Source organism: Mesorhizobium argentiipisi (SeqCode) (assembly GCF_037179585.1).
GTDB classification, from domain to species: Bacteria; Pseudomonadota; Alphaproteobacteria; order Rhizobiales; family Rhizobiaceae; genus Mesorhizobium; species Mesorhizobium argentiipisi.
Window position 1 is genome coordinate 447204 of record NZ_JAPYKO010000003.1, and the last position, 22248, is coordinate 469451.

General features: G+C 61.9%; 23 protein-coding genes. 8 read left to right on the forward strand and 15 right to left on the reverse strand.

Going from position 1 to position 22248, the window contains the following annotated elements:
- The 3 genes from O7A05_RS07515 to O7A05_RS07525 are packed head-to-tail and all read left to right on the forward strand — an operon-like array spanning position 1 to position 2128.
- A complete protein-coding gene (locus O7A05_RS07515) occupies positions 1-774 on the forward strand; it encodes a thiazole synthase (RefSeq protein ID WP_337092333.1) in 774 nt (257 codons plus the stop codon).
- Positions 771-1376, forward strand: a complete 606-nt coding sequence (locus O7A05_RS07520) for a thiamine phosphate synthase (protein ID WP_337092334.1) — start codon at positions 771-773, stop codon at positions 1374-1376. The genes O7A05_RS07515 and O7A05_RS07520 overlap by 4 nt, the downstream gene beginning before the upstream one ends.
- Positions 1367-2128, forward strand: a complete 762-nt coding sequence (locus O7A05_RS07525) for a hydroxymethylpyrimidine/phosphomethylpyrimidine kinase (protein ID WP_337092335.1) — start codon at positions 1367-1369, stop codon at positions 2126-2128. The genes O7A05_RS07520 and O7A05_RS07525 overlap by 10 nt, the downstream gene beginning before the upstream one ends.
- 241 nt (positions 2129-2369) lie before the next feature.
- Here O7A05_RS07525 and O7A05_RS07530 read toward each other — a convergent pair whose 3' ends face one another.
- A complete protein-coding gene (locus O7A05_RS07530; RefSeq protein ID WP_337092336.1) occupies positions 2370-3764 on the reverse strand; it encodes a dicarboxylate/amino acid:cation symporter in 1395 nt (464 codons plus the stop codon).
- A 219-nt stretch (positions 3765-3983) separates the two neighbouring features.
- Here O7A05_RS07530 and O7A05_RS07535 point away from each other — a divergent pair, with 219 nt between their 5' ends.
- Positions 3984-5855 (forward strand): sensor histidine kinase, encoded by a 1872-nt coding sequence (locus O7A05_RS07535; protein WP_337092454.1) that lies wholly within the window; start codon positions 3984-3986, stop codon positions 5853-5855.
- A 6-nt stretch (positions 5856-5861) separates the two neighbouring features.
- Positions 5862-7217 carry a sigma-54-dependent transcriptional regulator gene (locus O7A05_RS07540; protein WP_337092337.1) on the forward strand — a complete coding sequence of 452 codons (1356 nt, stop codon included), beginning with the start codon at positions 5862-5864 and terminating at the stop codon, positions 7215-7217.
- Positions 7218-7399: 182 nt separating this feature from the next.
- On the opposite strand, the gene O7A05_RS07545 is transcribed toward O7A05_RS07540, so the two are convergent.
- The 8 genes from O7A05_RS07545 to O7A05_RS07580 form a co-directional block, all read right to left on the reverse strand.
- Positions 7400-7921: a hypothetical protein gene (locus O7A05_RS07545; protein WP_337092338.1), complete on the reverse strand. Its 522-nt coding sequence runs from the start codon at positions 7919-7921 to the stop codon at positions 7400-7402.
- Positions 7922-8303: 382 nt separating this feature from the next.
- Complete coding sequence (locus tag O7A05_RS07550) at positions 8304-10043, reverse strand: relaxase/mobilization nuclease domain-containing protein (RefSeq protein WP_337092339.1); 1740 nt, start codon at positions 10041-10043, stop codon at positions 8304-8306.
- A 245-nt stretch (positions 10044-10288) separates the two neighbouring features.
- Positions 10289-11377: a lytic transglycosylase domain-containing protein gene (locus tag O7A05_RS34370; RefSeq protein ID WP_415926971.1), complete on the reverse strand. Its 1089-nt coding sequence runs from the start codon at positions 11375-11377 to the stop codon at positions 10289-10291.
- Between the two features lie 4 nt (positions 11378-11381).
- The gene (locus O7A05_RS07560) at positions 11382-11708 is read right to left on the reverse strand and encodes a DUF736 domain-containing protein (RefSeq protein ID WP_337092340.1); all 327 of its coding nucleotides are present in this window, start codon (positions 11706-11708) and stop codon (positions 11382-11384) included.
- A 33-nt stretch (positions 11709-11741) separates the two neighbouring features.
- A complete protein-coding gene (locus O7A05_RS07565; protein ID WP_337092341.1) occupies positions 11742-12302 on the reverse strand; it encodes a S26 family signal peptidase in 561 nt (186 codons plus the stop codon).
- Positions 12299-12763, reverse strand: coding sequence for a DUF2840 domain-containing protein (locus O7A05_RS07570; protein WP_337092342.1), 465 nt, complete (start codon positions 12761-12763; stop codon positions 12299-12301). The genes O7A05_RS07565 and O7A05_RS07570 overlap by 4 nt, the downstream gene beginning before the upstream one ends.
- Before the next feature lie 313 nt (positions 12764-13076).
- Positions 13077-13943, reverse strand: a complete 867-nt coding sequence (locus O7A05_RS07575; protein WP_337092343.1) for a replication initiator protein A — start codon at positions 13941-13943, stop codon at positions 13077-13079.
- Between the two features lie 21 nt (positions 13944-13964).
- The gene (locus O7A05_RS07580) at positions 13965-14246 is read right to left on the reverse strand and encodes a helix-turn-helix transcriptional regulator (RefSeq protein ID WP_337092344.1); all 282 of its coding nucleotides are present in this window, start codon (positions 14244-14246) and stop codon (positions 13965-13967) included.
- Between the two features lie 278 nt (positions 14247-14524).
- On the opposite strand from O7A05_RS07580, the gene O7A05_RS07585 reads away from it, so the two are divergent.
- Positions 14525-14770 carry a hypothetical protein gene (locus tag O7A05_RS07585; protein WP_337092345.1) on the forward strand — a complete coding sequence of 82 codons (246 nt, stop codon included), beginning with the start codon at positions 14525-14527 and terminating at the stop codon, positions 14768-14770.
- Here O7A05_RS07585 and O7A05_RS07590 read toward each other — a convergent pair.
- The 3 genes from O7A05_RS07590 to O7A05_RS07600 all read right to left on the reverse strand — a co-directional run bounded on the left by O7A05_RS07590 (position 14765) and on the right by O7A05_RS07600 (position 15979).
- Entirely contained in the window at positions 14765-15172 is a 408-nt protein-coding gene (locus O7A05_RS07590) for a DUF2285 domain-containing protein (protein WP_337092346.1), read from the reverse strand. The two genes, O7A05_RS07585 and O7A05_RS07590, sit on opposite strands and share 6 nt — an antisense overlap.
- A gap of 181 nt (positions 15173-15353) precedes the next feature.
- The gene (locus O7A05_RS07595) at positions 15354-15563 is read right to left on the reverse strand and encodes a transcriptional regulator domain-containing protein (RefSeq protein WP_337092347.1); all 210 of its coding nucleotides are present in this window, start codon (positions 15561-15563) and stop codon (positions 15354-15356) included.
- A 137-nt stretch (positions 15564-15700) separates the two neighbouring features.
- Positions 15701-15979, reverse strand: a complete 279-nt coding sequence (locus O7A05_RS07600) for a DNA -binding domain-containing protein (protein WP_149906625.1) — start codon at positions 15977-15979, stop codon at positions 15701-15703.
- A 184-nt stretch (positions 15980-16163) separates the two neighbouring features.
- On the opposite strand from O7A05_RS07600, the gene O7A05_RS07605 reads away from it, so the two are divergent.
- Positions 16164-16424 carry a helix-turn-helix domain-containing protein gene (locus O7A05_RS07605; protein WP_337092348.1) on the forward strand — a complete coding sequence of 87 codons (261 nt, stop codon included), beginning with the start codon at positions 16164-16166 and terminating at the stop codon, positions 16422-16424.
- A 186-nt stretch (positions 16425-16610) separates the two neighbouring features.
- On the opposite strand, the gene O7A05_RS07610 is transcribed toward O7A05_RS07605, so the two are convergent.
- A complete protein-coding gene (locus O7A05_RS07610; RefSeq protein ID WP_337092455.1) occupies positions 16611-17825 on the reverse strand; it encodes a DUF932 domain-containing protein in 1215 nt (404 codons plus the stop codon).
- A 414-nt stretch (positions 17826-18239) separates the two neighbouring features.
- On the opposite strand from O7A05_RS07610, the gene O7A05_RS07615 reads away from it, so the two are divergent.
- Positions 18240-18773, forward strand: a complete 534-nt coding sequence (locus O7A05_RS07615) for a Ros/MucR family transcriptional regulator (protein WP_337092349.1) — start codon at positions 18240-18242, stop codon at positions 18771-18773.
- 97 nt (positions 18774-18870) lie between these two features.
- Here O7A05_RS07615 and O7A05_RS07620 read toward each other — a convergent pair whose 3' ends face one another.
- The gene (locus O7A05_RS07620; RefSeq protein ID WP_337092350.1) at positions 18871-19182 is read right to left on the reverse strand and encodes a DUF736 domain-containing protein; all 312 of its coding nucleotides are present in this window, start codon (positions 19180-19182) and stop codon (positions 18871-18873) included.
- An 864-nt stretch (positions 19183-20046) separates the two neighbouring features.
- On the reverse strand, positions 20047-22158 hold the full coding sequence (locus tag O7A05_RS07625) for a ParB/RepB/Spo0J family partition protein (RefSeq protein WP_337092351.1): 2112 nt from the start codon (positions 22156-22158) through the stop codon (positions 20047-20049).
- Positions 22159-22248 lie beyond the last annotated feature (90 nt).

Genomic DNA, 22248 nt, shown 5'->3' on the forward strand with positions numbered 1-22248 from the left:
ATGTTCGAGCTTCTCGGCAGGACGCTTGCCTCGCGGCTGCTTCTCGGCACGGCTCAATATCCTTCGCCTGCCATCCTTGCCGATGCGGTCAGGGCGTCGGGCACGTCGGTGGTGACCGTCTCCTTGCGCCGTGAGATGGCAGGCGGCAGGGCCGGCGAGAAATTCTGGTCGCTGATTGGATCGCTCGGGACAAGGATCCTGCCCAACACCGCCGGCTGCCACTCCGTCAAGGAAGCGGTCACGACTGCGAAGATGGCGCGCGAAGTGTTCGGGACGAGTTGGATCAAGCTCGAAGTGATCGGCGACCACGACACACTACAACCGGACGTGTTCGGCCTTGTCGAGGCTGCTCGCATCTTGTGCGAGGACGGCTTTTCGGTATTCCCCTACACCACCGACGATCTGGTCGTCGCCGAGCGGCTGCTGGAGGCTGGCTGCAAGGTCTTGATGCCCTGGTGCGCCCCAATTGGTTCCGCGCTTGGACCGGTCAACATCACGGCGCTGCGCTCGATGCGCGGTCATTTCCCCGATGTTCCGTTGATTGTCGATGCCGGCCTTGGACGTCCGTCGCACGCGGCAACCGTGATGGAGCTAGGCTTTGACGCCGTGCTCCTGAACACGGCGGTTGCCAAGGCCGCCGATCCCGTCGGCATGGCGCGAGCGTTCGGCAAGGCGGTCGATGCCGGCCGGGAAGCGTTCTGCTCGGGAATGCTCGAACCGCGCGATGTCGCGGTGCCATCGACCCCGACATTCGGCCGGGCGGTGTTTTCATGAAGCTCGATCCCTTCTACCTGATCGTCGACAGCGCCACCTGGCTCGAACGGCTGGTGCCGCTCGGTGTCAGGCTGGTGCAGCTCCGCATCAAGGACATGGACGAGGACCGGCTGCGGACGGAAATTCGCAAGGCAAAGGCCTTGTGCGCGCAACACCGTTGTCAGCTCATCATCAATGACTATTGGCGCCTGGCGATCGAGGAAGGCTGCGACTTCGTCCATCTCGGCCAAGAGGATTTGGCAGCGGCAGACCTGTTGGCGATCAAGTATGCCGGATTGAAGCTCGGGCTTTCGACCCACGATCACAGCGAACTGGATACGGCGCTCGCGGCCGAGCCGGACTATGTGGCGCTGGGCCCTATTTATGCGACTAGCCTCAAGAAAATGAAATGGGCACCGCAAGGGCTCGCGCAGGTCAGCGCGTGGAAGCGCTTGATAGCACCGATACCATTGGTTGCCATTGGCGGCCTCAACCCTGACCGGCTCGACGGTGTTTTCGAGGCTGGCGCAGACTGCGCGGCAGTGGTCACGGACATTGCGGTCAATGCCGATCCTGAAGTGCGCACGCAAGAATGGATCGAGAAGACAAACCGATGGCGCTAAGGCAAGAGCCGCATGTGCTCGTCGTTGGCGGATCGGACTCAAGCGGCGGTGCGGGCGTTGCACGCGATATCGAGACGATCTCTGCCGCCGGCGTGCGCACCTGCCTGGCGGTTACAGCGGTGACGGTGCAGACACACGATGCCGTCATGGCGATCCATCATCTGCAACCTGGTCTGGTCGCCGACCAGATGCGCGCAGCACTGCGGGCCAACAGGGTGTCGGCCATCAAGATCGGCATGCTCTCAACCGGGAGGGTCATTGTAGCGGTTGCGGCCGTGCTCAGCGAATTTCCACGAATACCGGCCGTGCTCGACCCAGTGCTGGCTTCCTCTTCGGGCAAGGCGCTCCTGGAAGCGAATGCGATCGGCGTCATGAAGCGTAACCTGATGCCGCTTTGCCATCTCGTCACACCAAATCTCGTCGAACTGGCGACCTTGGTCGATTCGGAGTTGGCAGGGAATGACGATGATATCCTGCGGCAAGGGAAAAGATTGCTTGCGTTCGGGCCGCAGGCGCTGTTGCTCAAAGGCGGCCACGCGACGGGGCCGCAATCGACGGATATTCTGCTGAGCTCCAACCAGAAATCCATTCGCTTCGAGGCACCGCGTGGTACCGGAACGATGCGCGGGACAGGGTGCATGCTGGCCAGCGCCATCGCCGCGCATTTGGCCAATGCGAGATCGCTTCACGACAGCGTGGTCGAAGGCAAGCGATTCGTCCTCAACAGGCTTAAGGAGAGTTCTGCCGGGTGACTCTATAATCACCCGAGCTCCCATCGAGGAGATTGTGCTTGCCTCCATGCGCCGGACGCTGGAGATTGCATACTTCGCTGATTGCGCACACTGAGCATCATTCCTCGACGTCACACCTCCCCTTCGGACCATGAGGTGCAAAGGTAACCGAGGGCTGACGGCAGTTGTTCCGACGCCCGGCTTTGGAATGGCGTGAGTACCCGACAAGTCCGGCCGGCATATCGGCCCGAGCTGAACGATCTCAATGAGGTTTGCCCTCGTACATATCGTTGCCCCAGAACCGTGGTCGATCATCCGGCGTGATAGAGATATCCTGCGCCTGCGGCAGCGACAGGTCTGCCTCGTCTGGCAATTGACCAGCCATGGCCGCGGCGAGCTTCGTCACATCGAGTTCCTTTTCCCAGCGCGCTACGACAATCGTCGCGACCGCATTGCCGACGAGATTGGTGAGCGCCCTGCACTCTGACATGAAGCGGTCGACGCCGAGGATCAGCGCCATGCCGGCAACCGGTACGGAGGGTACGACCGACAGCGTCGCCGCCAGGGTGATGAAGCCAGCGCCAGTGATGCCAGCGGCACCCTTGGAGCTCAGCATGGCGACGAGCAGCAAAAGAATCTGGTCGCCGAGAGTGAGCGGCGTGTCGGTCGCCTGCGCGATGAACAAGGCCGCCAGCGTCATGTAGATGTTTGTGCCGTCCAGGTTGAAGGAATAGCCGGTCGGAATGACCAGGCCGACCACCGAGCGCTGGCAGCCGGCACGCTCCATCTTGACCATGAGGCCGGGCAGCGCCGCCTCCGACGACGAGGTGCCGAGAACCAGCAGCAACTCTTCCTTGATGTAGCGGATCAGCGCCAGGATCGAGAAGCCGTTGTAGCGGGCGACCGTGCCAAGCACCAGCAGTACGAACAGCAGTGAGGTCGCGTAGAAGGTGCCGATCAGCATGGCGAGATTGGCCATCGAGCCGATGCCGTATTTGCCGATGGTGAAGGCCATGGCACCGAAGGCGCCGACCGGCGCGGCCTTCATCAGTATGCCGACAAGGCGGAAGATTGGCGCGGTCAGCGCCTGCAGGAAGTCGAGGACCGGACGGCCGCGGTCGCCGACGAGCCCCATCGCAATGCCGAACAGCACCGAAAAGAACAGCACCTGCAATACGTCGCCTTGGACGAAGGCGCCGGTGATCGTGTCGGGGATGATGTTCATCAGGAAGCCGACGATGCTGGTGTCATGCGCCTTTTCGGTAAAGGTTATCACCTTCGACGCGTCGAGCGTGGCCGGGTTGATATGCATGCCGGCGCCGGGCCGGACAACATTGGAGACGATGAGGCCGACAACCAGCGCCAGGGTCGAGAACACCAGGAAATAGATCATCGCTTTGCCTGCGACGCGGCCGACTTTCTGCAGGTCGGAAACGCCGGCAATGCCGGTCGCCACCGTCAGGAAGATCACCGGCGCTATGATCATCTTCACCAGCTTGATAAAGGCGTCGCCGAACGGCTTCATCGCGGCACCGGTCTCGGGATAGGAATGGCCGAGAACAATGCCGGCGGCGATCGCCACCAGGACCTGTACGTAGAGATGCCGATAGAGGGGAACCTTGCCGCGCGGCTCGGCGGCAGCGATTGCTGTCTGCATGATATCCTCCGTTGCGCCCCGATCGGGAAGCCCGACCTCCCGGGACCTTGAGCTCAACAGCCTCGCGGCTGCTGAATCGGACTTCGCAACTGGCGTGCCAGACGCAGCCTGTTACCGGTAAGTCTCTGATCTCGCGGCATGATCTTCAATTCCCGATGCTTGCCGGCGGGCAAAAGGTGCGGCCGGCCGCACAAATCGGATTGCCCGTTGTGCGAAATTATGCACAAATGGGCGATGCTGCAGCGCCCCGCCGATATCTATTCGACGCCCGAGCAAGTCGGCAGGCGTGCGGGCCGAGCCTGGTTTGGGTTCGCAGCGGTCGGGTTCGCAATTATAGCGGCGGCGCTCTATGGCGCTGGCCTTTATGCTCGCGGCGTTGAGCTCAAGGCGCTGGCGGCGCAAGGACGCACAGATGCCAACCTGAAAGTAGCGCTGCTGAGCGCTGTTCTTGAAAACCCACGCGCGCTGCCGCTGCTGCTCTCGGAGGACCAGCAGGTGCACGACGCGCTTTCCCAGCGAGGCGCCGCCGCGATCGACGCACTGAACCGCAAGCTCGAGGGGCTGGTCTCCGGCACCAAGGCGTCGGTGCTCTACGTCACCGGCGCCAATGGTGTGGCGGTCGCGTCCAGCAATTGGCGCGTGCCGAACAGCTTCGTCGGCAGCGACTACGGCTTTCGCGCCTACTTCTCTAGGGCGATGCAGAGCGGAACAGCCGAATATTTCGCGCTCGGCAATGTCAGCAAGCGTGCGGGCCTTTACATTTCCCGACGCGTCGGCAGCGCCACAGCACCGCTTGGCGTCGTCGTCGTCAAGATGGAATTCGACCAGCTCGAGGCGAATTGGCGCGAGGCGAATCGGCCGACCTATGTCAGCGACGAACATGGTATCGTGCTGGTCACCAGCATTCCGTCGTGGCGCTTCATGACGACAGGAGACCTTGCCGGGCCCGACCTTGTCGCGATCCGCCACAGCCAGCAGGTCGGCCATGCGCCGCTTGTACCCTTACCGATCACACGCCCGGAGGCGTTGAGCCAGGATGTGTGGATTGTCCATGCCGTCACGCCGGGTGGCAGCGAGGCGGAATATCTGCGCCTCTCGACGCCGGTCCCCACCACACCCTGGCGGCTCGACTACCTCGTGCCTGCGGAAGCGCCGCTCGCTGCCGCTGTCCGCGGCATGCGGCTTCTCACACTTAGCCTCGTGCTTCCGCTGTTGAGCTTGGCTGCGTATCTGCTTTGGCGCCGGCAATCGGCCCAGATGCGGACCGCCACCGAACAGGCGGCGCGCTCCGAGCTCGAACGCCGCGTCGCCGCGCGGACCGAGGATCTAAGCCGCGCCCGCGATCGGCTGCAGTCCGAGATTGTCGGTCACCGCAGCACTGAAGCCAGACTCCAGGTGGTTCAGCAGGAACTGGCTCAGGCAAATCGACTGGCCATTCTTGGCCAGGTTGCGGCCGGCGTGGCGCATGAGATCAACCAGCCGGTCGCCACCATTCGGGCTTATGCTGACAATGCCCGCACCTTTCTGAAGCGCAACCAGACCGCTCCGGCAGAGGAGAACCTGGGCGCCATAGCCGCGCTGACGGAGCGCATCGGCTCGATCACCGAGGAATTGAAGGCTTTCGCCCGCAAGGGCCGCACCGCCGCTGCGCCGGTGGAATTGCGCAGCATCATTGAGAGTGCAGTGGTCCTGCTGCGAAGCCGTTTCGCCGGTCGGCTCGAAGCGCTTGTCATCGAGCCCTCGCCAGCTCACTTCAAGGTCATGGGAAACCGGGTCCGGCTCGAACAGGTGCTGATTAATCTCGTCCAGAATGCGCTGGAAGCGCTTGACGGCTGCGACCACGCCAAGGTGGAGGTTTCGGTCGAGGAAACGGCTGATGGCGTGGCGCTCAGCGTATTAGACAACGGGCCCGGCATTCCGCCGGCCATCCTAAAGTCGCTATTCACGCCGTTCAACACTTCGAAGGAAACCGGCCTGGGCCTCGGCTTGGTGATCTCGAAGGACATCGTCAACGACTATGGCGGCCGCATTGAGGTGGCGAGCGGCGACAGCGGCACATGCTTCACCATCCATCTCTTGAAGGCAGCGTAGTCCAGCATGACGCAACAGAGCGCAGCACCGGTCATCCTGATCGATGACGACCGTGACCTCCTGAAAGCCACCGCCCAGACGCTTGAGCTTGCCGGATTTTCGGTATCGGCCTTTTCGATGGCGTCGAGGGCCCTGGCCGCCATCGATTCCGATTTTGCCGGTGTGGTGGTATCCGACATCCGCATGCCCGATATCGATGGACTGCAGCTTTTCGACCGCATCCTACTGCTCGATCCGGACATCCCGGTCATCCTCATCACCGGCCATGGGGACGTCGCAATGGCGGTCAAGGCGATCAAGGACGGCGCCTACGACTTCATCACAAAGCCGTTCGCCGCTGACGGACTGGCACAGAGTGTCCAGCGGGCAGCGGAGAAACGCCGCCTGACCATGGAGAACCGGGCCTTGCGCGAGGCGGGCGAACTGGCCCAGGACAGCCTGCCGCTCATCGGCCAGACGCCGGCGATGGAAAGGCTGCGCCGCACCTTACGACAAATTGCAGACACCGACGTCGACGTGCTGGTGACCGGCGAGACCGGCTCCGGCAAGGAGGTGGTGGCCGGCCTGCTGCACCGCTGGAGCCGCCGCGCCAAGGGCAATTTTGTCGCGCTCAATTGCGGCACGCTTCCGGAGTCGGTGATCGAAAGCGAGTTGTTCGGCCATGAGGCTGGCGCTTTCACCGGCGCGCAAAAGAAGCGGATCGGCCGCGTCGAGCATTCAAGCGGCGGCACGCTGTTCCTCGATGAGATCGAAAGCATGCCGGCCTCGACACAGGTGCGGATGTTGCGCGTGTTGGAAATGCGCGAGGTCATGCCGCTCGGCACCAATGACCTGAGGCCAGTGGATCTGCGCGTCGTCGCCGCAGCCAAGATCGATCTCGGCGACCCACGCCAGCGGGGCGATTTCCGGGAGGACCTCTATTACCGGCTCAACGTGGTCACAGTTTCCATTCCACCGCTGCGCGAGCGCCGCGATGATATTGCTCTTCTGTTCGGCTACTTCGCAGAGCGTGCCGCAACCCGCTTTCATCGCCCGGTACCCGCCTTGCCAGTCGCCGTCCAGAGCCATCTCCGGGAACACGATTGGCCCGGCAACGTTCGCGAACTCGCTCATTTTGCCGAGCGCTTCGTGCTCGGGTTGGAGGAGATCGGTGGGAGCTCTTCTCTTCGGCCGATCAATCCGAACACCGCCATACCCTTGCCCGAGCGCCTGGAGCGCTATGAGGCCGACATCATTCGCGAGACGCTCGGCCGCAACGGCGGCGATGTCAGGCGCACGGTCGAGGCGCTGGGCATTCCGCGCAAGACCTTTTACGACAAGCTGCAGCGGCACGGCATCGTACGAGGGGACTTTTCCAAATAGTCGGGAATCTCCGAACTCGATGCAAAAACGCGCTGGACGTACGCGGGAAAGGCCGCTGGCCATTCAGCGCCCGGCACAGCCGGCGCGGCGTCGAGCCTGGTGTCGAAATTGCCATCGAGCGGCAAGACAACAGTGCTGATGTCGAGCAGGGATCCTGGTTCAGTGAAGATGTAGAGGCCGGCCTATAGACCCGTCGGTATCAGGCCGGCCAGCCAGTTCGCTGAGCGTTTTGCGGTCTCGGCGATCGCCGAGACGGCGCGGCCAAGATTGGTCTTGACCACGGCATATCCGTTTTTCGTGCGATAAAGAACGCCGGTTCCGCCATCGACTACTTGTTCATAGGCGACGGGCCGGGCAGCGGCGGCTTCCAGGGCCGTCGTCGGCGATCCGATGGGGACGCTCGTCCGATGTCTGAGTTCCGGCGGCAGCGCTCTTTCGGGCTGAATGGTTGGGCTCGCAGGCTTCAGTTCTGGGCGGGAGCCGGTCGCCGCCAGTTTCGAAGCGGGCGACCAGTCTTTAGTGTGGCAGATGCCGGAGACGACCGGGTAGTCGAAATTGTGCTCTTGCAGGATCTGGCTCTTCATGGCGGTTTGGCACTCGGCGATGGTCGACCATTTGGGCGGCGTCTCGCCGATATATTCGCATAGGTTGACGTCGCAGTCGCAGCCGATAATGGTCATGGCGACAATGGCAATCTTGCTCACGGTCTTGTCCTTTCGAGATGCCGCCCGGCAGCCGATTCAGGCATCGGGCCGGCGAGCGTCAGCGCGGCTGCCAAGAGCAACGCGCGGAGGGTGTCAACGCTGGATGCCATCTGTTTGAACAAGGTCGGCGTCTGTTTGAGAGATCCAGATCGCCGGGTGTTGCCGCCAGGCCAACTCTGCAAGCGCGCGCATGACCTCTCTGACGAAGACGGTGACATGGTGGTTACATTCCCTCCCAGCGTGATCGACAGGGAATCGACTGGAATATGGCAGCCGTCGTCGTGTCGGGAGAAGTCAGACGCAACGCCAACTGCGCAGGAACGGGACTTCTCATACGAAAAGGGACTCGACCGAACCGTGTCGCGTGCCCGTCCAAGCAGCCTCATAGACCGAGCCCTCGTTTCCTGCCTAGTGTCCAATCCACACCACCCCCGGCGCGTATGACGCCAGTGAGATGACTGCCCAAGTGATTCTCCAGTCCGGGTGACCAAGGCACAAGCTTGAAGCCGAGCCCATCATCGATCATCGCGAAGCGCCCTGCGGCAAGAGAGAAGCGCCGCCGGTAGATCCCAGCAATTTGGTCACCATCAGCAGCCTTCGTGAACAGCAGACCTGTCGCGGCGGCTAGCTGCGCGCCGAGTCCATCAACCTCGCGACCGCGAAGCGCTGCAATCAGGTTGCGCGCGAATATGACACGCTCAGCCTCACGGCGGGCGAAGCCTTGCTCGACAAGGTATTGGGTGCGGTTCTCCAGTGCCTGCTTAACCTGCTGCGCAAATCCGCCCTCGCCTAATCTGGTTGTCCCATGCGCCACCAGTTGCCGATCGAGCCACGTCGCGCCGTCAGCGGTGACCTGTTCTTCGATCGAAAGATCCGAACGGACAGCAAGGGCGACGCGGCTCCGGCCCTTCCCGTCTTCGTAGCGCCGAAGCTCGACGATCGAACCTGGTGCAGAGTCACCCGTGGCATCCAGATTTTGAAAGCGGATGTAATGGGTGCGGCCATCGATGCCGTCGACAATTGCATACGCAGACGCGCGCAACTCGTCATCAAGGCCTCGTTCCATGAGCTTTCCGATGATCGGCGCGTCGCTCGCCTCGCCCGCAAAAACTTGCTCGGCAGCGCCTCTGTCGAGCCCATGCTCGGCCAGCGTGCGATGCATCCGCTTGATGATGTCGTTGCGCTCGCCAAGCGCTCGCAGGGTGGCTTCGGCTTCGCCGACCAATGTCCACTGGCCCGCACCGATCGGGTGCGCGAGGCCGAGGCTTTCCAACTTCCGCAAGCGGCCGACTTTCATCGCGAGATACTCATCAGGCTTCCGGCCCCCGATAGGCGCGGAGTCGACGATGCCATACCTGTCGACCTCACGAACAAGCTGGCGGTCGAGTTCCGTCCAGCGTTCCGCCTCGATTTGTTGATGGAATGTGCGACGAATTTCACGATCGGTCCTTGGGCCAAGCTCTTGAGTGATCAGATCTTGGGCACGACTGCGCATCCCATTTTTTATGTAGTCGCGAGAGATGACGAGATCCTGACCGTCTGAGGCTTTGCCGCGCAGGATGACATGGATATGCGGATTGTCGGTGTTCCAGTGATCGGCGGCTAGCCAATCCAGATTGGTGCCAAGGTCCTTCTCAGCCTGCACCATCAGATCGCGAGTGAAGGTCTTGAGATTGGCCATGTCGAGGGCGTCTTGGGGCGAGACGATGAAGCGAAAATGATGCCGATCATCCGCGCAGCGGTCGGCGAAATCCTTGACGTCGACATTGTCGGTTTGCAGTCCAAACATGCGCGCCTTCTCGCCGTCGCGGGTGACCCCTTCGCGCCGCAGATAATTGAGGTGTCGGGCAAGCGGGCCATTGTGTCGCTTGTGACGGACCACGAGCGCCTTGACCGTGCAGGAACGAGAGCGGCTTGCGATGAAGCGATTGGCACGAATGCTCGCCACCCGGCCGCGCCCAAAATAGGAGCCGCGCCCGTTCGTGATTCTGCCCGCGCGAGAAATCCTCCCCCCAGCTTTCTGCGCGGCGGCAAGCGCTTGGGCGATGAAGGGCCGTGTCCTTTGGCTTTGGCGCGAGCGGATACGGCGGGGCCGCACGCGGAAATCATCGTCACCTCTCACGACACTTCACCCGCGATGTGCGAACCATGCTGAAACCGTGTCAGAAAATCAATTTGCGCGATGTGCGGGTATTTCTGGCGATGTGCGCAAAGCTCGAGAAAAGCCAATCAAACCAACCGACCGACCGAGCCGCACATCGCGGCCTTTTATCTTGCCATCCCTCCCCGACTTCCCTGGCGACCTGCTCTCCCAGCGCCAATTCCGCGACAGAACAGGCCGAAGTGCGATTTGCGACAAATCGGCGGTCATCGCCATGGACCGATAGTTCGTGGGATGAAGAGGTTGTTCGCAGCCGGGTTCAGCGTGGGAGGGGCACCTTGGCGCGAAGGATCCGGCCCCGGCTCCAGCGCTGTGAGATCGCTTACCGACGGGTCGGTCCGTGGCGGTATTGGGACTGAACGGATCTCCGCGAACACGGCCTGGCTCACGGAGTGGACATTTGCGTTACCCCGCGAGGCGGCACCATCCGCCGCAGCAACGCCGTGGTCTAAAAGCTGCAAACGACCTGCGCTCGACCTGCTTGCCAACCCTTGTGAGCGCGGCGATGTCTCAATGGCTCCCTTCGTCAACGGTATCAGCTTCGCAACGTAGTCGATCGTTTCACGAGGCAGCGGACGACCGGTTGAAAGATGCTCTTGATAGCGTTGTGGTCCGGCGTTGTAGGCGGCAAGAAATCCCGTCGGACCGAAACGATCGAGCATCTCGCGCAGATAGGCGGCGCCAGCCAGGATGTTGTCTCGCGGATTGAACGGATCGGTTCCGAGACCATGTTTGACGCGCAGTTCTTCCCAGGTGGTGGGCATGATCTGCATCAAGCCCATAGCCCCTTTGGGCGAGAGAGCACGCACATCGGCAGCGCTCTCGACATGCATCACTGCGCGTATCAAGCGCTCGGGGAGATCATAACGTTTCGCGGCTTCACAGATGTAAGCGGACAACTTGCCGCTGGTACCGACAGCTCTCCCGGCGCAGGATTTTAGCAGGGAGGATGACGGTGCTTCTGCCGCGCCGGAAGCAGAGACAAACATGAGCAGCGCGCATGCCGTGAGCGTCGTCATGCATAGGCGAAGAGTGACGCGTGGACCACAATCCCGACCCGCCGAGAGACTGCCGCCGTGCTCGCTTCCGTCAAGGGCAAGGCTTCGCCGACCGACCATGCTTCTCCTGCAAGACTGTGGCGCAAGCGCCTCAGTAGATCGAGAAGCGTTCGGCCGCCCTTGACCTTCGCTGCGCGCGACGCCCGCGTGACAGGCGATCGGGTCGAAGGGTTTGACCGGCGCCTGATCGATCAAAGGGTTTGCCCTGGCAAGATCGATGATGCGCGATCGCTGCATCGAATCAGGCTCGCTCTTCGCGCTTCGACGGCCGGCTCCAGTGCAGGTTCCAGACGTCCTTTTCGATGGGGACCTGAAAGAGATTGGCGCGGATCGGCTGCGTGAACGCCGGATCGTCGATGAGCACCGAGAGATAGGCGCCAGCCTTCTCACCGGTGCGATCCCACGCCGCGCCGATCTCGACGCCGTCGCAGTAGATTCGGTGTTCCGGTGCATGTTCCGCATCCGATCTCTCGACAGGCAGGATGGCGAGCTTGGCGTCTATCGTGAGCGTGCAGATATTGCCGAAGAAGCCGTCATCGTTGCGGGTGAAGGTACCGATCTGAGTCATATGTTGTCCTTTCGTGGGGAGAGAAACGAGCCGTCATGGCTCGCCGCGAGCCGGTTCGCCGGATGCATCCGGCGCCGGAAAAGTGTGGTCGGTGGTCCAGAACGGGACGGCGCGACCAACCATGCTGGTGATCGGGAGTGGACCGAAATAACGGCCGTCGAAACTATCGGCGACATCCCAGTTCATGAGGAACACTTCGCCGTCGGCCAGCAGATGGCAGCCTTGCCAGGCAGGCAGCGGTCGACCGCGACTGTCGCGCTCAAGCGCGTTGCCGTAGATCTTGCCGTGCGCAATGATGGCCGCCCCACGGCGGCAAACAGCTTGTCCGCCGAGCGCCAGGACATGCTTCAAGAGCGGCACGCTTCGCGGCAGATAGCCGCGCTGGTCCAGAAAGCCGGCCAGCGCTTCGGGCGCCATGACGACGGCCAGATCGCCGATACCAACCCGATAAGCTGGCTCGACGCGATAGAGCCCGACCGGAGCGCTCGCCGACGCGTTCCAGATCAACCACGGAGCATGGCCGCTCAAGGTCGGTGCCATGGCAAGCGTCACGCCGGCGAACGTTGCCGCGACGACAATGCTGCGCGTGCTCATGGCTCGATCCGGCGGCGCAGCAGCCACGCTTCATGACGCTGCCGTGTGTAGGGCCTGGGGCGTTCGCGCGCGACCAGGCGACTGTGGACGTGACGCCAATATTCCGGCGAAACCTCGACGGCATCGACGCCGAGCGCCTCAACGGCGTCGATGATCTGCAGCACCTTCTCGACGTTTGGCCAACCAATGGTCGTCAGCAGGATGTCGGCGCCGGGCCGCACATAGGCGATCGTTGAGCAGCGCTTGCCCGAGCCGACGGCGCGCAGAATGTCGATGCGCGACGCGATGGTGCCGAAATCGTTGGCGGTCCATCTAACAAAGGCAAAGATACTGCCAGGCGCGAAAGCGACGACGCGGCGGCTTTTGTCGACAATCCTGTTCTCGACGGTTTTGCCGAAGCGGATGTAGTTCTCGATCCGCTTCTTCAGCCAGAGCAACTCGAGATGTGTGTATTCGCTCATCCGGCCCTCCCCTGCGGGTGGTGCGCAGTCGCGACGCCATGCGACGCGGTTGAAGGAGCGGCTCGCTCACCGGCGTCCGCGTGATTTTTGATCCCTCTGAGGGCGAACCGCGGCCGGCATCGCGAAGGTCGTCCACAGTCTTCCGCAACCGGGCATTCCGTTAGAAAGAATCCGAAGGATTCGAAGTTAGATAAGTTAGAGGCGCGAATTCGCCTTTCGGCTCCGTGGGTTGATTGCGATTTGGGTTCCCGAAATGACGAGGATCGGGTTCCTGAAATCCCGTGCCGTCGGGTTCCTGAAATGACGAGTTGATTCACAGCTTGTCCTCCTCCGCCTTGGCTTTGCCGAAACGGTCGAAGGGGTCGGAGTGGCAGGCCTTGAAAGTGAGCAGAGGTTCGCCGGCCTGTGTCACACCCAGCGCGAGTCGATACCCCGGCAAGGATTGCCGGCGAACGATGCCGCGAACCTCGAATGCGAACCGCTTATAGGCAGACAGGCTGCCGGACTTTGCGTGGAGATGACGCAGGTCGAACGACCAGCCATGCGCCTGTTTGCCGCCATGTTTTCGCACGAGACGATAGAGCCAACGCTCGATGCCGCCGGTCAGGTCGAAATAGGCATGGTCGATGGTGAGCATGAAGGCGTCGACCATGATGCCGGCATAGAACCAGTCGGGCAGGACAAGCTCGATGCCAAGCGGTCGAGCGCGATGGTCGGCCCGTTCCTTCCATTCATTGATCCACGAGAAGCGGTGCATGCGCCTCTCGGTGGGCTGGCGAATCGAGGTGGCGACGGTGGTCGCCTGGAGACGGTCGAGCGCCGCCTTGAGCAGCAGATATTCCCGGGCGGACGTGCCTCGTCCAATAAAGGTGAGGATCTCGTGCGGTGTTGCCGCCATCATGCGTGAGGTTCGAAGCCCTTTGTCACGGGCATCGACAATCTGCGAGGCGGCCCAGATCAGGATGTCGGCATCCCAGATGGTCGCCATGCCGTGGTCGATGGTCGCCTCGACACGGATGGCAATTTCACCCATGCGGAAATCGATCGGTCTGATGCGGCGCGATTTGGCAAGCGAGAAGAATGGCCAGGCCATCAGGTCCTGCGCATCGCGCAGCGCCATCTTGCCAGGGCGCGCATGAAATATGGAAACCGGCTCCTGATCTGCTGGCGGTAAGCGCATGTCCGATCCTCGACCGGCGTCTCAGCGCGACTTGCCGGCATAGGCCGGCGCGCGGGCCGCATGTGGCTTGGCCGGCGGAATGTCGGTGGCGTTTGTGTCGCTGGTGGACGTGCGCGCGCCGAGATCGATCCAGGCTCGCAGGTCATCGATGTCGTACAGCACGCGGCCACCGATCTTTCGGTATTTGGGACCTGTGCCATAGGTCCGGTGTTTTTCCAGTGTCCTGGCGCAGAGGCCAAGGATAGGCGCGGCCTCCTTGGTCCTAAGATATTTTTGGGGCGCGTCCGCGGGACCCTTCGACATCGCTCGATCTCCATCCGGTTCTGCTGTCGTCCTGGCCTGCCGGGACGCGCAAAACGGACGATGGCCGAAATGAGAAAAAGCGAGGGAGGGCAAAGATGCGAGTGGGTGTTTTTGCGCCCTCCGGCTGCACGGCGTCCGCGCTCACGTTGCCGCAGACCTCATCTGGGTGAGCCCGGCCGATACGTTTTTGGGGCTGCAGGCGAGCAATGATCAATACCAAGATCTGATGATCGACCTCGGATCTTGCTGTGGCCTCTTACCGGCAAAGGGGGCACGTCATGCCACTCGTCAGCTTCTGCCTGGCCGAAGATAAAGCCGGAAAATGGCAACTCGCTTTCGATCGCGAAGCGCTCCACCTTCGAGTGGAGTTCATTCGCTTCGGCTCTACTCCCGTGTCCAAAGGGTGGATGTCAGTTGAGGATTTTCTGGCGTGGACGCCGCGCAATCCTCTTCATCGCCAGGCGTTGGATTGCTTCCTTGGGTTCCTGGCGAAGGCTATTGCTGATGAGAGCCCAGCCTCATAACCCGGTGTTGCGGCGGCGGCTTTGAGGATAGACGATAAGGCCGCGATAGCCGCCGGCGATCAGGCGGTCGGCCCGTCGCAGGATCGCCCGTATCTTGTGGCGAAGGTGATGATCGCGCCAGTCACGCGGTGCGATGGGCTCGCGCGCCAGCAGCTCCTCCGCGAGCTGTCGGTAGGGAACCCGCGCGCGCCTTCCATCGACAGCGCGCAGATTGAGGATGTGCCTCAACTTGCTTTGCAGAGGTAGGGAACCGTGGCGGACGTCGGCCTGTCGACCATTCAATGCGCGCCAGAAGCCGCGCGCGGCGTCGAGCCGTATTTCAAAATTCGCATCGAGCGGCAGGACGATGGCGTTGATGCCGCGCAGGCCGTCAGGTTCGCCAGAGACGATGTGATGCGTCACCGATGCTGACGGCCAGAGAGCATGAACTCGCCCGGCTTCGGTCCACCCGCGAGCCGTCCTGAGTTGGCTAAGTCGAACGGCCGGCAGCGACGATGAAGCGCCAGTCCTCAACCGCGTTGCGCGAAGAACCCGGGGCGAGGCCTGTTCTGTCCAGACAATGTGTTTTGATGAGAGGGGCTCGTCACCAGGGATCGCGAAATCGCGCGCCCCAACGAGCGGCGAAGTCGGGCGAGCCGGCGATTTCTCCTTTCGCCAGCGGACCTGACGCCAGCCGCTCAAACTCGGCGAGAAAATCAGCGTTCCGGATCAGATACTCGGCGGCAAATGCGTCGGCTTCGTAGCCGCGCATGTGCTCGTATCCGGCCGGATCGGTCCAATCGCTGTGCGACATGGCAACGGGCCTCACTCGGACGCCCGCGGTCCGCCGCGAGCTTCGCAATCAGCTTCCGAGGCAACAGTTCCTTTGAGTAGTCGGAGAGCCAGCAAACCGCTGTGCTGAATCAGCAAACCCCCTCGAGCCGACCGGTTTCAGTGTGGTGCGCCGCCGGCCAGGAGGTAGCGATAGCCATTGGTGGTCATCCACCGAGCGCGAGCAAGATGCGTTTCCCATGCCCGGAATGCCCGTTCCGGCTCCTTCGCGGGATCGATATGCAGAACGATCCTGGCGACCTCGCGCCAGTCTGCGTCTTCGGCCGCAGCATCGAGAAGGCGGATGTAGGTGAGCAGCCGCTCCTCATCGTAGCCGGTCAGGATGGGGGCGTCTGGCGCGACGTCGGCGACATCAGGATCGAGGAGAGGTTTAAGCATGGCAATCTCGTGCGCCGACACCTTCGTCGATGTGAGGCCAAATCCTGATTTGGATGCCTGCATGGAACACAGCTTTCACCTCGATGCGTTCATGGCTGATCGATGAACTGACCAGATTATCAGATTTTCTGGTTATCCGATTTTCCATTTAATTGATCTGCCGGCTTCGTCAAGGACCGGCAAAATGCAAAAGACGCTTCGATCGCCAAGACATTTGCGTCTTGTCCAACTGATCGTTGAAAAGCGTAGGAAAGCCGGCCTCAGTCAGGCTGATCTGGCGAAGGCGTTGGACAGATACCAATCGGTGGTCGCGGCCATCGAATCCGGAGGCCGACGAATCGACGTTGTCGAATTTATCGATCTGGCCGAAACGATCGGCTTCGATCCGCACGAGGTCTTGCGTGAGGTCGTATCCGTTCAAAACGCCACGTCAAAGCGTCGCTGACGATTTCTCGTGTTTGATGACCAGCCACGCATCGCAATCTGACTGCAGTCGCATCGCGAGCCGGGCATAGCCCGGCGAGCGGCGGCCGCCTACCAGGCCCGGCCGCAACGACCCAGGTCGCGGATCGGCGGCGAATTGTGCGGATATCCGCGCGGCCGGATGTCCGGCCGCGCAGTGTCGGAACGATCAAGCTGCCTTTTCCAGCAATGCCTTCGCCTTTCCTTCAAGCTCGAGGCGGCTGTCCTGATGGGACTTGGTACGGGCGTGCGCGGTCATCCCTTGCACGAAATCAAAAATGCTTTCGGGTGGCCTACCCTCCTCGTGCAAAACCGCCTCGATGACCTTGCCCGTTTCGGCTTTGGAGAAGCCGCGCTTGCGCAGGAAGCTTTCGCGATCATCATCGCTGCGGGCGACAATCTTCTCGCGCGCCGCCTTGATGCCGGCGATGAACGGCGCCGGCGAGGAGTTGGCGAAGCTGGTCAAAGCTGGTGCCGCCTCATGGGCAAACCGTTGCGCCGCGAATTTCGAATGCCGGATGCTAATTTCCTCGAAACCTTCGACGCCCCAAATGTTGCGGTTCATGCAGACAGCGCGAAGATAGAACGATGCGATGCCAAGCGTCTTGCTGCCGACTTCCGAATTCCAGCAATAAAATCCCCGGAAATACAAATCCGGCTCTCCGTTCGGCAGGCGTCCAGCCTCGATCGGATGGGTGTCGTCGACCAGGAACAGGAACACGTCGCGATCGCTGGCGTAAAGCGTGGTGGTGTCCTTGGTGATGTCCACGAAGGGATTGTGGGTCATGGTAGCCCAGTCCAGCATACCCGGTACCTTCCACATGGTGTCGCCGGTGCCGTTGCCGGCGATCTTCATGACGGCTGCGACCAATTCATGATCCCAGATGCGGCCATAGTCAGGGCCGGTGACGGCACGAAGCTCGAACCGTCCGTTCTCCGCCTCCAAAGTTTTGACAAGCTCGGCGCGATGGGAGAGCAGGCCGTGCTGCAGGTTGATGCCAGCCAGCGGTGCGGGAAGCTGGCGCATGTAGGTTGCGGGCGCACCGACAAGGCTGCACAGCTGGCCGAAGCTCCAATGGGTGGGGGCGATCATCTGCTCCTGACCAGGAACGATCAGTGAAAGCCGCTCGGCATTGTCCCGGCTTGCCTCGACGCGAACCGCGCGGCTCTCAACGGTGCGGGCCGTGGCACGATCCGCCCGCATGCGCACCGCCTGGTATAGCTCGGTCAGCGAGAGATAGCGCTGATCGTCGGGGCGCGAGAACCATTCCGACGAAACGCGCCCGATGCGCTCGCCGCGCGCGATGTCGACGCCAAAGGCGCTGGAAACAGCTTGCTGGTGGTGGTGGTTGTCGGCGGTGCCGATGGTCGTGGTCACGTTCATAGGGGTCACTCCTGTTTTTTGTCGATGCCGAAGGCATGTCCCGCGGCATGCCTTCCGGGGGCGCGTGAGCGCGCGGGAGTGATGGGGGCCATTGCCGGCGCGCGGAGCCGGGCTGCACGGTCGAGCGAAGCGGAGGGGATTGATCGCGATGGTTGGTGATTGGTGGGCCGCTTTGCGAGCCGGCGGCCCTGCTCTGCACAGGCGGCAATGGCGGGGAAGCGAGGGGAAAGTCTCCTCGCTTCCCTTAGGGCAGTTGGCAGATTGTTCCGCAGTGATCACAATAGATCGCAACGACGTTTGGCCGGAATTTCGCGCATTTGGCGATTTCGGAGCGAACAAATGATATTTCGCTTGATCTATTGTACAAATGCACAAATACCATGGGATGTGATTGATGACAAAGAAGGAACCTCCATGACCGTTTCCGATGAGCAACAGGACAAAACCGATCTCATGGCGATTGCTGCTGATATCGTCTCCGCTTATGTGTCGAACAATCCAGTGCCTGTCGCGGAATTGCCGAAGCTGATCGGCGATATCCATTTTGCTTTGCGAAACGTCGGCACGCCCGTTGCCGAACCTGCGGTTAAACTGGAGCCGGCCGTATCGATCAGAAAGTCGGTAACGCCCGACTACATCGTCTGTCTGGACGACGGAAAGAAGTTCAAATCACTGAAGCGGCACCTCGCTACGCGGTACAATCTGACTCCTGGGGAATATCGGGAAAAGTGGGGCCTGCCTGCCGACTATCCGATGGTGGCGCCGAACTACGCTGCCGCCCGCTCGGCGCTGGCGAAGGCAGCCGGGCTCGGACGCAAGCCGGCGGCACCAGAAGCAGCCAAGGTGGAGAAACCGAAACGGACGCCGCGCGCCGCGCCTGCGACGGTAACGGCGCCGGCTGCAAAATCGCCTGCCAAGAAAACGCGCAAAGTTGCTGCCAGCGGCTAGCCTGCTGCGGCCAATTGGCTATTGTCCCGGCGCTGGCGGACTGAGCATGGTGAGCCCCGGCGCGGCGCGCCGGGGCTTCTTTTTGGTTAGGCCGATTTCACTCGGCGGTGCGGCGGGACCAGATGAGCGAGAACTCGCCCTGTGTTTCGGTCTCGACCAGGCTCGCATAGATCGGAGCGGGGAAGCTCGGGTCATCGAGCTTGACCGAGTGATAATCGCGGCCCTCCCGTGAGGTCTTTTTCCATGCCGCGCCGAACTCGGTGGCGCCGGCGAAGATGCGGAAGTCCGGGCCCTTCTCGTTGTCGCCTTCGGCGGGGACGAAATCCACGGTCTTGACGTTGAGGTTGAGGGTCTTGACGGAGCCCTTGAAGCCTTTTCCGGTGCTGGTGAAGATGCCAATCGTAGCCATTGCGGTGGTTCCTTCTGTTGATCGAGCCGCGCCCATCGCGACCTCGATGGGGGTCGTGAGACCGGGGACGATCGGCTCCGCACCCACCGGGGTCCCCGTTGTGCTTACGCAATGGGGTGGTCCTCAGGGCTGGAACGAAGTGGAAGGCGGCTGACGCTGGCTTTTTTGTTTCGCGATGCAAAGCCGGCCGCTTGGGCCGGCGGCGGAAAAAAGCCAGCGGCGGGCGTTGCGGGAAGACGATCGAGGCGAAGCCGGTCTTCGGTCAGACCAACCCATCCGAGGACGCCGTGGTGTGGCTTGCCAGCAGACGAAGAGGAACCGCCGCAATGGCGGTCGACTGGATTCACACCGCAACAGGCTGTTGGATCGTGCAGAAGCCTATTCACGGCAAGGCAGGGGTGACTTCATCGCGGAAATATGACGGTGACGATGGAAGGTCCAGACTTGTCGCCGTCCTTGCCCTGCGCCCACTGCATTCGATGCGACACGGAATACGCGCGCCGAGGCAGCGACTAACGCCCCATCAGCAGAAGATCCGAGTTTTTGCGCTCCGATCTAAGCGAGCCCGGTCGAGACCACAGCGCGGCACCATGCATTTGCCCCTGATTCCGCGCAGCGTTGCCGCGTGATCCGCCACCTGGGAAGTCTGCGTGCCTCGCAGGCGCTTCGGCGGGAGAGTCCGCCACCGTCGGTCGCCGTCGTGGATTGACGCGCATTGCGCGTTGTCGGAGTGGCCTTTTCGTTGCAGCGACCGATGTTGTCGTGCTGTCGAGGTCCCCGGCCGCGCTTCCGCGCGGCCGGAAAATTCTCCTACCTGTCAAAGATGCTAACCGGAGCCACTGATGCGGCTCCGGCTTTTGCCTATCAGACGGCTGCAATGTGTAAGGGTTGGCCTTCCTCGGCCATGCTGCCGCTGTTGCCTGCGCTCAAATCCGTTGCATCCAGAGGCGCAAGGTCTCCCGCTGGCGGTTCGTTCGCCTCCTCGCCGCGATCGTTACCTGTCTCGGCAAGCACAGTGGGCTCCACCGTTCGCATCAGCGCCGGCAGCCAACCGGTTCCGGCGAGCAACTGCTCGGCGGCTTCGGCCATCGGCTGCTTCTTCAAGGCAGCGAGCCTTTCCGCCGACTCGTCGCTCACTGCCTCGCATATGGCGGCGAGGATATGTGCCTTGGTTATGCGCCCGAGGTAGGTACGTACCGTCGGCGCCCAGTGGGCGGTCATGTCGAGGCTAAGCGCCGTTGCCAGCCTGTCGGCCGTTTCATGAGCGCACGGCTTGCGCTCCCAAGGTTGCTTCACGGCGTTGACCGTGAGTGAGGCGCAATGCGCAAACAGCGCCATGACGCTGGGGTGGTCGAGCGAAGCGATGAAGCCCCATAGGTTCGCCACATCGCCGGGCATATCCGCTGCCCATCCTGCGTGGCGATCCGCCAGAGCCTTGGCCGCTGCCGTGTCCTCGATACCATTCGCGTGGCCGGCAAGGTAGGTGCTGGTTGGCCGGATTTCCAAGCAGTGAGATTCTGCGCCCTGATAGAAAGCCTGTGCGGCGAGCGTATGCGTGACGGCGATCAGCGCAATGTCCGGTTGCTCGCCAAGTGCAAGGCGAAGGCCGAGTGTCCGATGCGCGGTGAGGTCGCGGACGAGAAGATCGGAAAGCGGCTTGCCAGCGTCCTGCGTTTCGTCGTCGCTATCGGCATCGCGGTCCGGATCGATACCGTCCTCGATGATCTCACCATCGCCGTTGATGGTGTAGCCATCGCTATCCTCTTGCACTTGCCTTTCCGGCTGATCGTCTTCGGCGCGGATGAAACCGCGTTCAATGCGCGCCGTCCCGTCATGGGAAAGCACGACGAACACACCACCGTGCGTGATGACATCCGGGTCGTAGGCGTGGCGCAGTGCGTCGATGCGCTCCATCTCAGCCTCAAGCTTGCCAAAACGCTTGTCGACATCATCGGGAAGTTCCTCGGCGCTGCTCCATTCTTCCGTCAGCCGGTTGAGCTCGTTGGACGCCGTCGCATAGGCGCCTTCGTCTTCCTCCGACAGAACCACCGGCTGCGGATAGGTGCGTCGCAGGCCATGCGCATGCGGATAGTCGATATGGACATCAGCCCATTTCCAGCCTTCGGCCTGCCTGACGGTTTCCGCTACGCCTTGCAGCTTTTCGATGACCATTCGGTCGAGCAAAGCCGCGTCATCGTAAAAGCCGCCGCGATCATCCGTGAACAGGTCGCGGATGATCGTGCCACCGGCATCGATATAGGCGTCCGCGCCGATGAAGACGGCGCGGCGGTCGGCTGCCGCAACATGGGTCTGTGTAAGCTGGCGGCGGATCATGTAGGGATCGCGATTGTAGGTGAGGTTGTCAAAAACCTGCTCCTGCCTTGCATGATCCTCTGTGATGGCGAAGGCCATCAACTGGTCGAGGGTGAGATCACCATCGCGGTAGACCTGCATCAGCCTGGGGCTGACAGAACCAAGTCGCAGACGCTGCCGCACCACGTGTGCGGTGACACCGAAGCGGGCGGCGATTTCTTCCGCCCCGCAGCCGCGCTCCTCGTTGAGGCGTCGGAACGCCTCGAACTGGTCCGCTGGGTGCATCGCCTCGCGCGTGACGTTCTCGTCCAGGCTGATTTCGTGCGCATCGTTCACTGTGTCGATGACGCAGCGGACAGGTTCGGTTTTCTTGATCTGCTTGCGTTTGACGCGCAAAAGCTGCGCCAGCCTGCGGCCTTCACCGATGCTGACGAAATAGAAGCCGGTTTCAGCGCCCTCGCCGTCAAGCTCCGGCTCGACCACAAGGTTCTGCAGTATGCCCTTGGCGGCGATGCTCGCCGCATAGGCTTCTATGATCGCCTCGCTGTGCGGCGTCTTGCGCGCATTGCGCGGCGACTTCTTCAACTTGTTCAGCGGAATGAAAACCTCAGTGCCGCTTGCGCTGACATTGGCGGTTTCAACGTTCTTTGCATGGATGGTCATGGTTCTGGTCCTTTCCCGTTACATGCCGAAGGCATGCCCCTCGGCATGCCTTCCGGGGGCGCGTGAGCGCGCGGCAGAGTGGGGGGCGAA

Excerpts from the sequence above, each read along its gene's own strand:
- O7A05_RS07515 (WP_337092333.1), top strand. The coding sequence starts at position 1 with ATGTTCGAGCTTCTCGGCAGGACGCTTGCCTCGCGGCTGCTTCTCGGC.
- O7A05_RS07520 (WP_337092334.1), top strand. The coding sequence starts at position 771 with ATGAAGCTCGATCCCTTCTACCTGATCGTCGACAGCGCCACCTGGCTC.
- O7A05_RS07525 (WP_337092335.1), top strand. The coding sequence starts at position 1,367 with ATGGCGCTAAGGCAAGAGCCGCATGTGCTCGTCGTTGGCGGATCGGAC.
- O7A05_RS07530 (WP_337092336.1), bottom strand. The coding sequence starts at position 3,764 with ATGCAGACAGCAATCGCTGCCGCCGAGCCGCGCGGCAAGGTTCCCCTC.
- O7A05_RS07535 (WP_337092454.1), top strand. The coding sequence starts at position 3,984 with ATGCACAAATGGGCGATGCTGCAGCGCCCCGCCGATATCTATTCGACG.
- O7A05_RS07540 (WP_337092337.1), top strand. The coding sequence starts at position 5,862 with ATGACGCAACAGAGCGCAGCACCGGTCATCCTGATCGATGACGACCGT.
- O7A05_RS34370 (WP_415926971.1), bottom strand. The coding sequence starts at position 11,377 with ATGCAGCGATCGCGCATCATCGATCTTGCCAGGGCAAACCCTTTGATC.
- O7A05_RS07560 (WP_337092340.1), bottom strand. The coding sequence starts at position 11,708 with ATGACTCAGATCGGTACCTTCACCCGCAACGATGACGGCTTCTTCGGC.
- O7A05_RS07565 (WP_337092341.1), bottom strand. The coding sequence starts at position 12,302 with ATGAGCACGCGCAGCATTGTCGTCGCGGCAACGTTCGCCGGCGTGACG.
- O7A05_RS07570 (WP_337092342.1), bottom strand. The coding sequence starts at position 12,763 with ATGAGCGAATACACACATCTCGAGTTGCTCTGGCTGAAGAAGCGGATC.
- O7A05_RS07575 (WP_337092343.1), bottom strand. The coding sequence starts at position 13,943 with ATGCGCTTACCGCCAGCAGATCAGGAGCCGGTTTCCATATTTCATGCG.
- O7A05_RS07580 (WP_337092344.1), bottom strand. The coding sequence starts at position 14,246 with ATGTCGAAGGGTCCCGCGGACGCGCCCCAAAAATATCTTAGGACCAAG.
- O7A05_RS07585 (WP_337092345.1), top strand. The coding sequence starts at position 14,525 with ATGCCACTCGTCAGCTTCTGCCTGGCCGAAGATAAAGCCGGAAAATGG.
- O7A05_RS07595 (WP_337092347.1), bottom strand. The coding sequence starts at position 15,563 with ATGTCGCACAGCGATTGGACCGATCCGGCCGGATACGAGCACATGCGC.
- O7A05_RS07600 (WP_149906625.1), bottom strand. The coding sequence starts at position 15,979 with ATGCTTAAACCTCTCCTCGATCCTGATGTCGCCGACGTCGCGCCAGAC.
- O7A05_RS07605 (WP_337092348.1), top strand. The coding sequence starts at position 16,164 with ATGCAAAAGACGCTTCGATCGCCAAGACATTTGCGTCTTGTCCAACTG.
- O7A05_RS07610 (WP_337092455.1), bottom strand. The coding sequence starts at position 17,825 with ATGAACGTGACCACGACCATCGGCACCGCCGACAACCACCACCACCAG.
- O7A05_RS07615 (WP_337092349.1), top strand. The coding sequence starts at position 18,240 with ATGACCGTTTCCGATGAGCAACAGGACAAAACCGATCTCATGGCGATT.
- O7A05_RS07620 (WP_337092350.1), bottom strand. The coding sequence starts at position 19,182 with ATGGCTACGATTGGCATCTTCACCAGCACCGGAAAAGGCTTCAAGGGC.
- O7A05_RS07625 (WP_337092351.1), bottom strand. The coding sequence starts at position 22,158 with ATGACCATCCATGCAAAGAACGTTGAAACCGCCAATGTCAGCGCAAGC.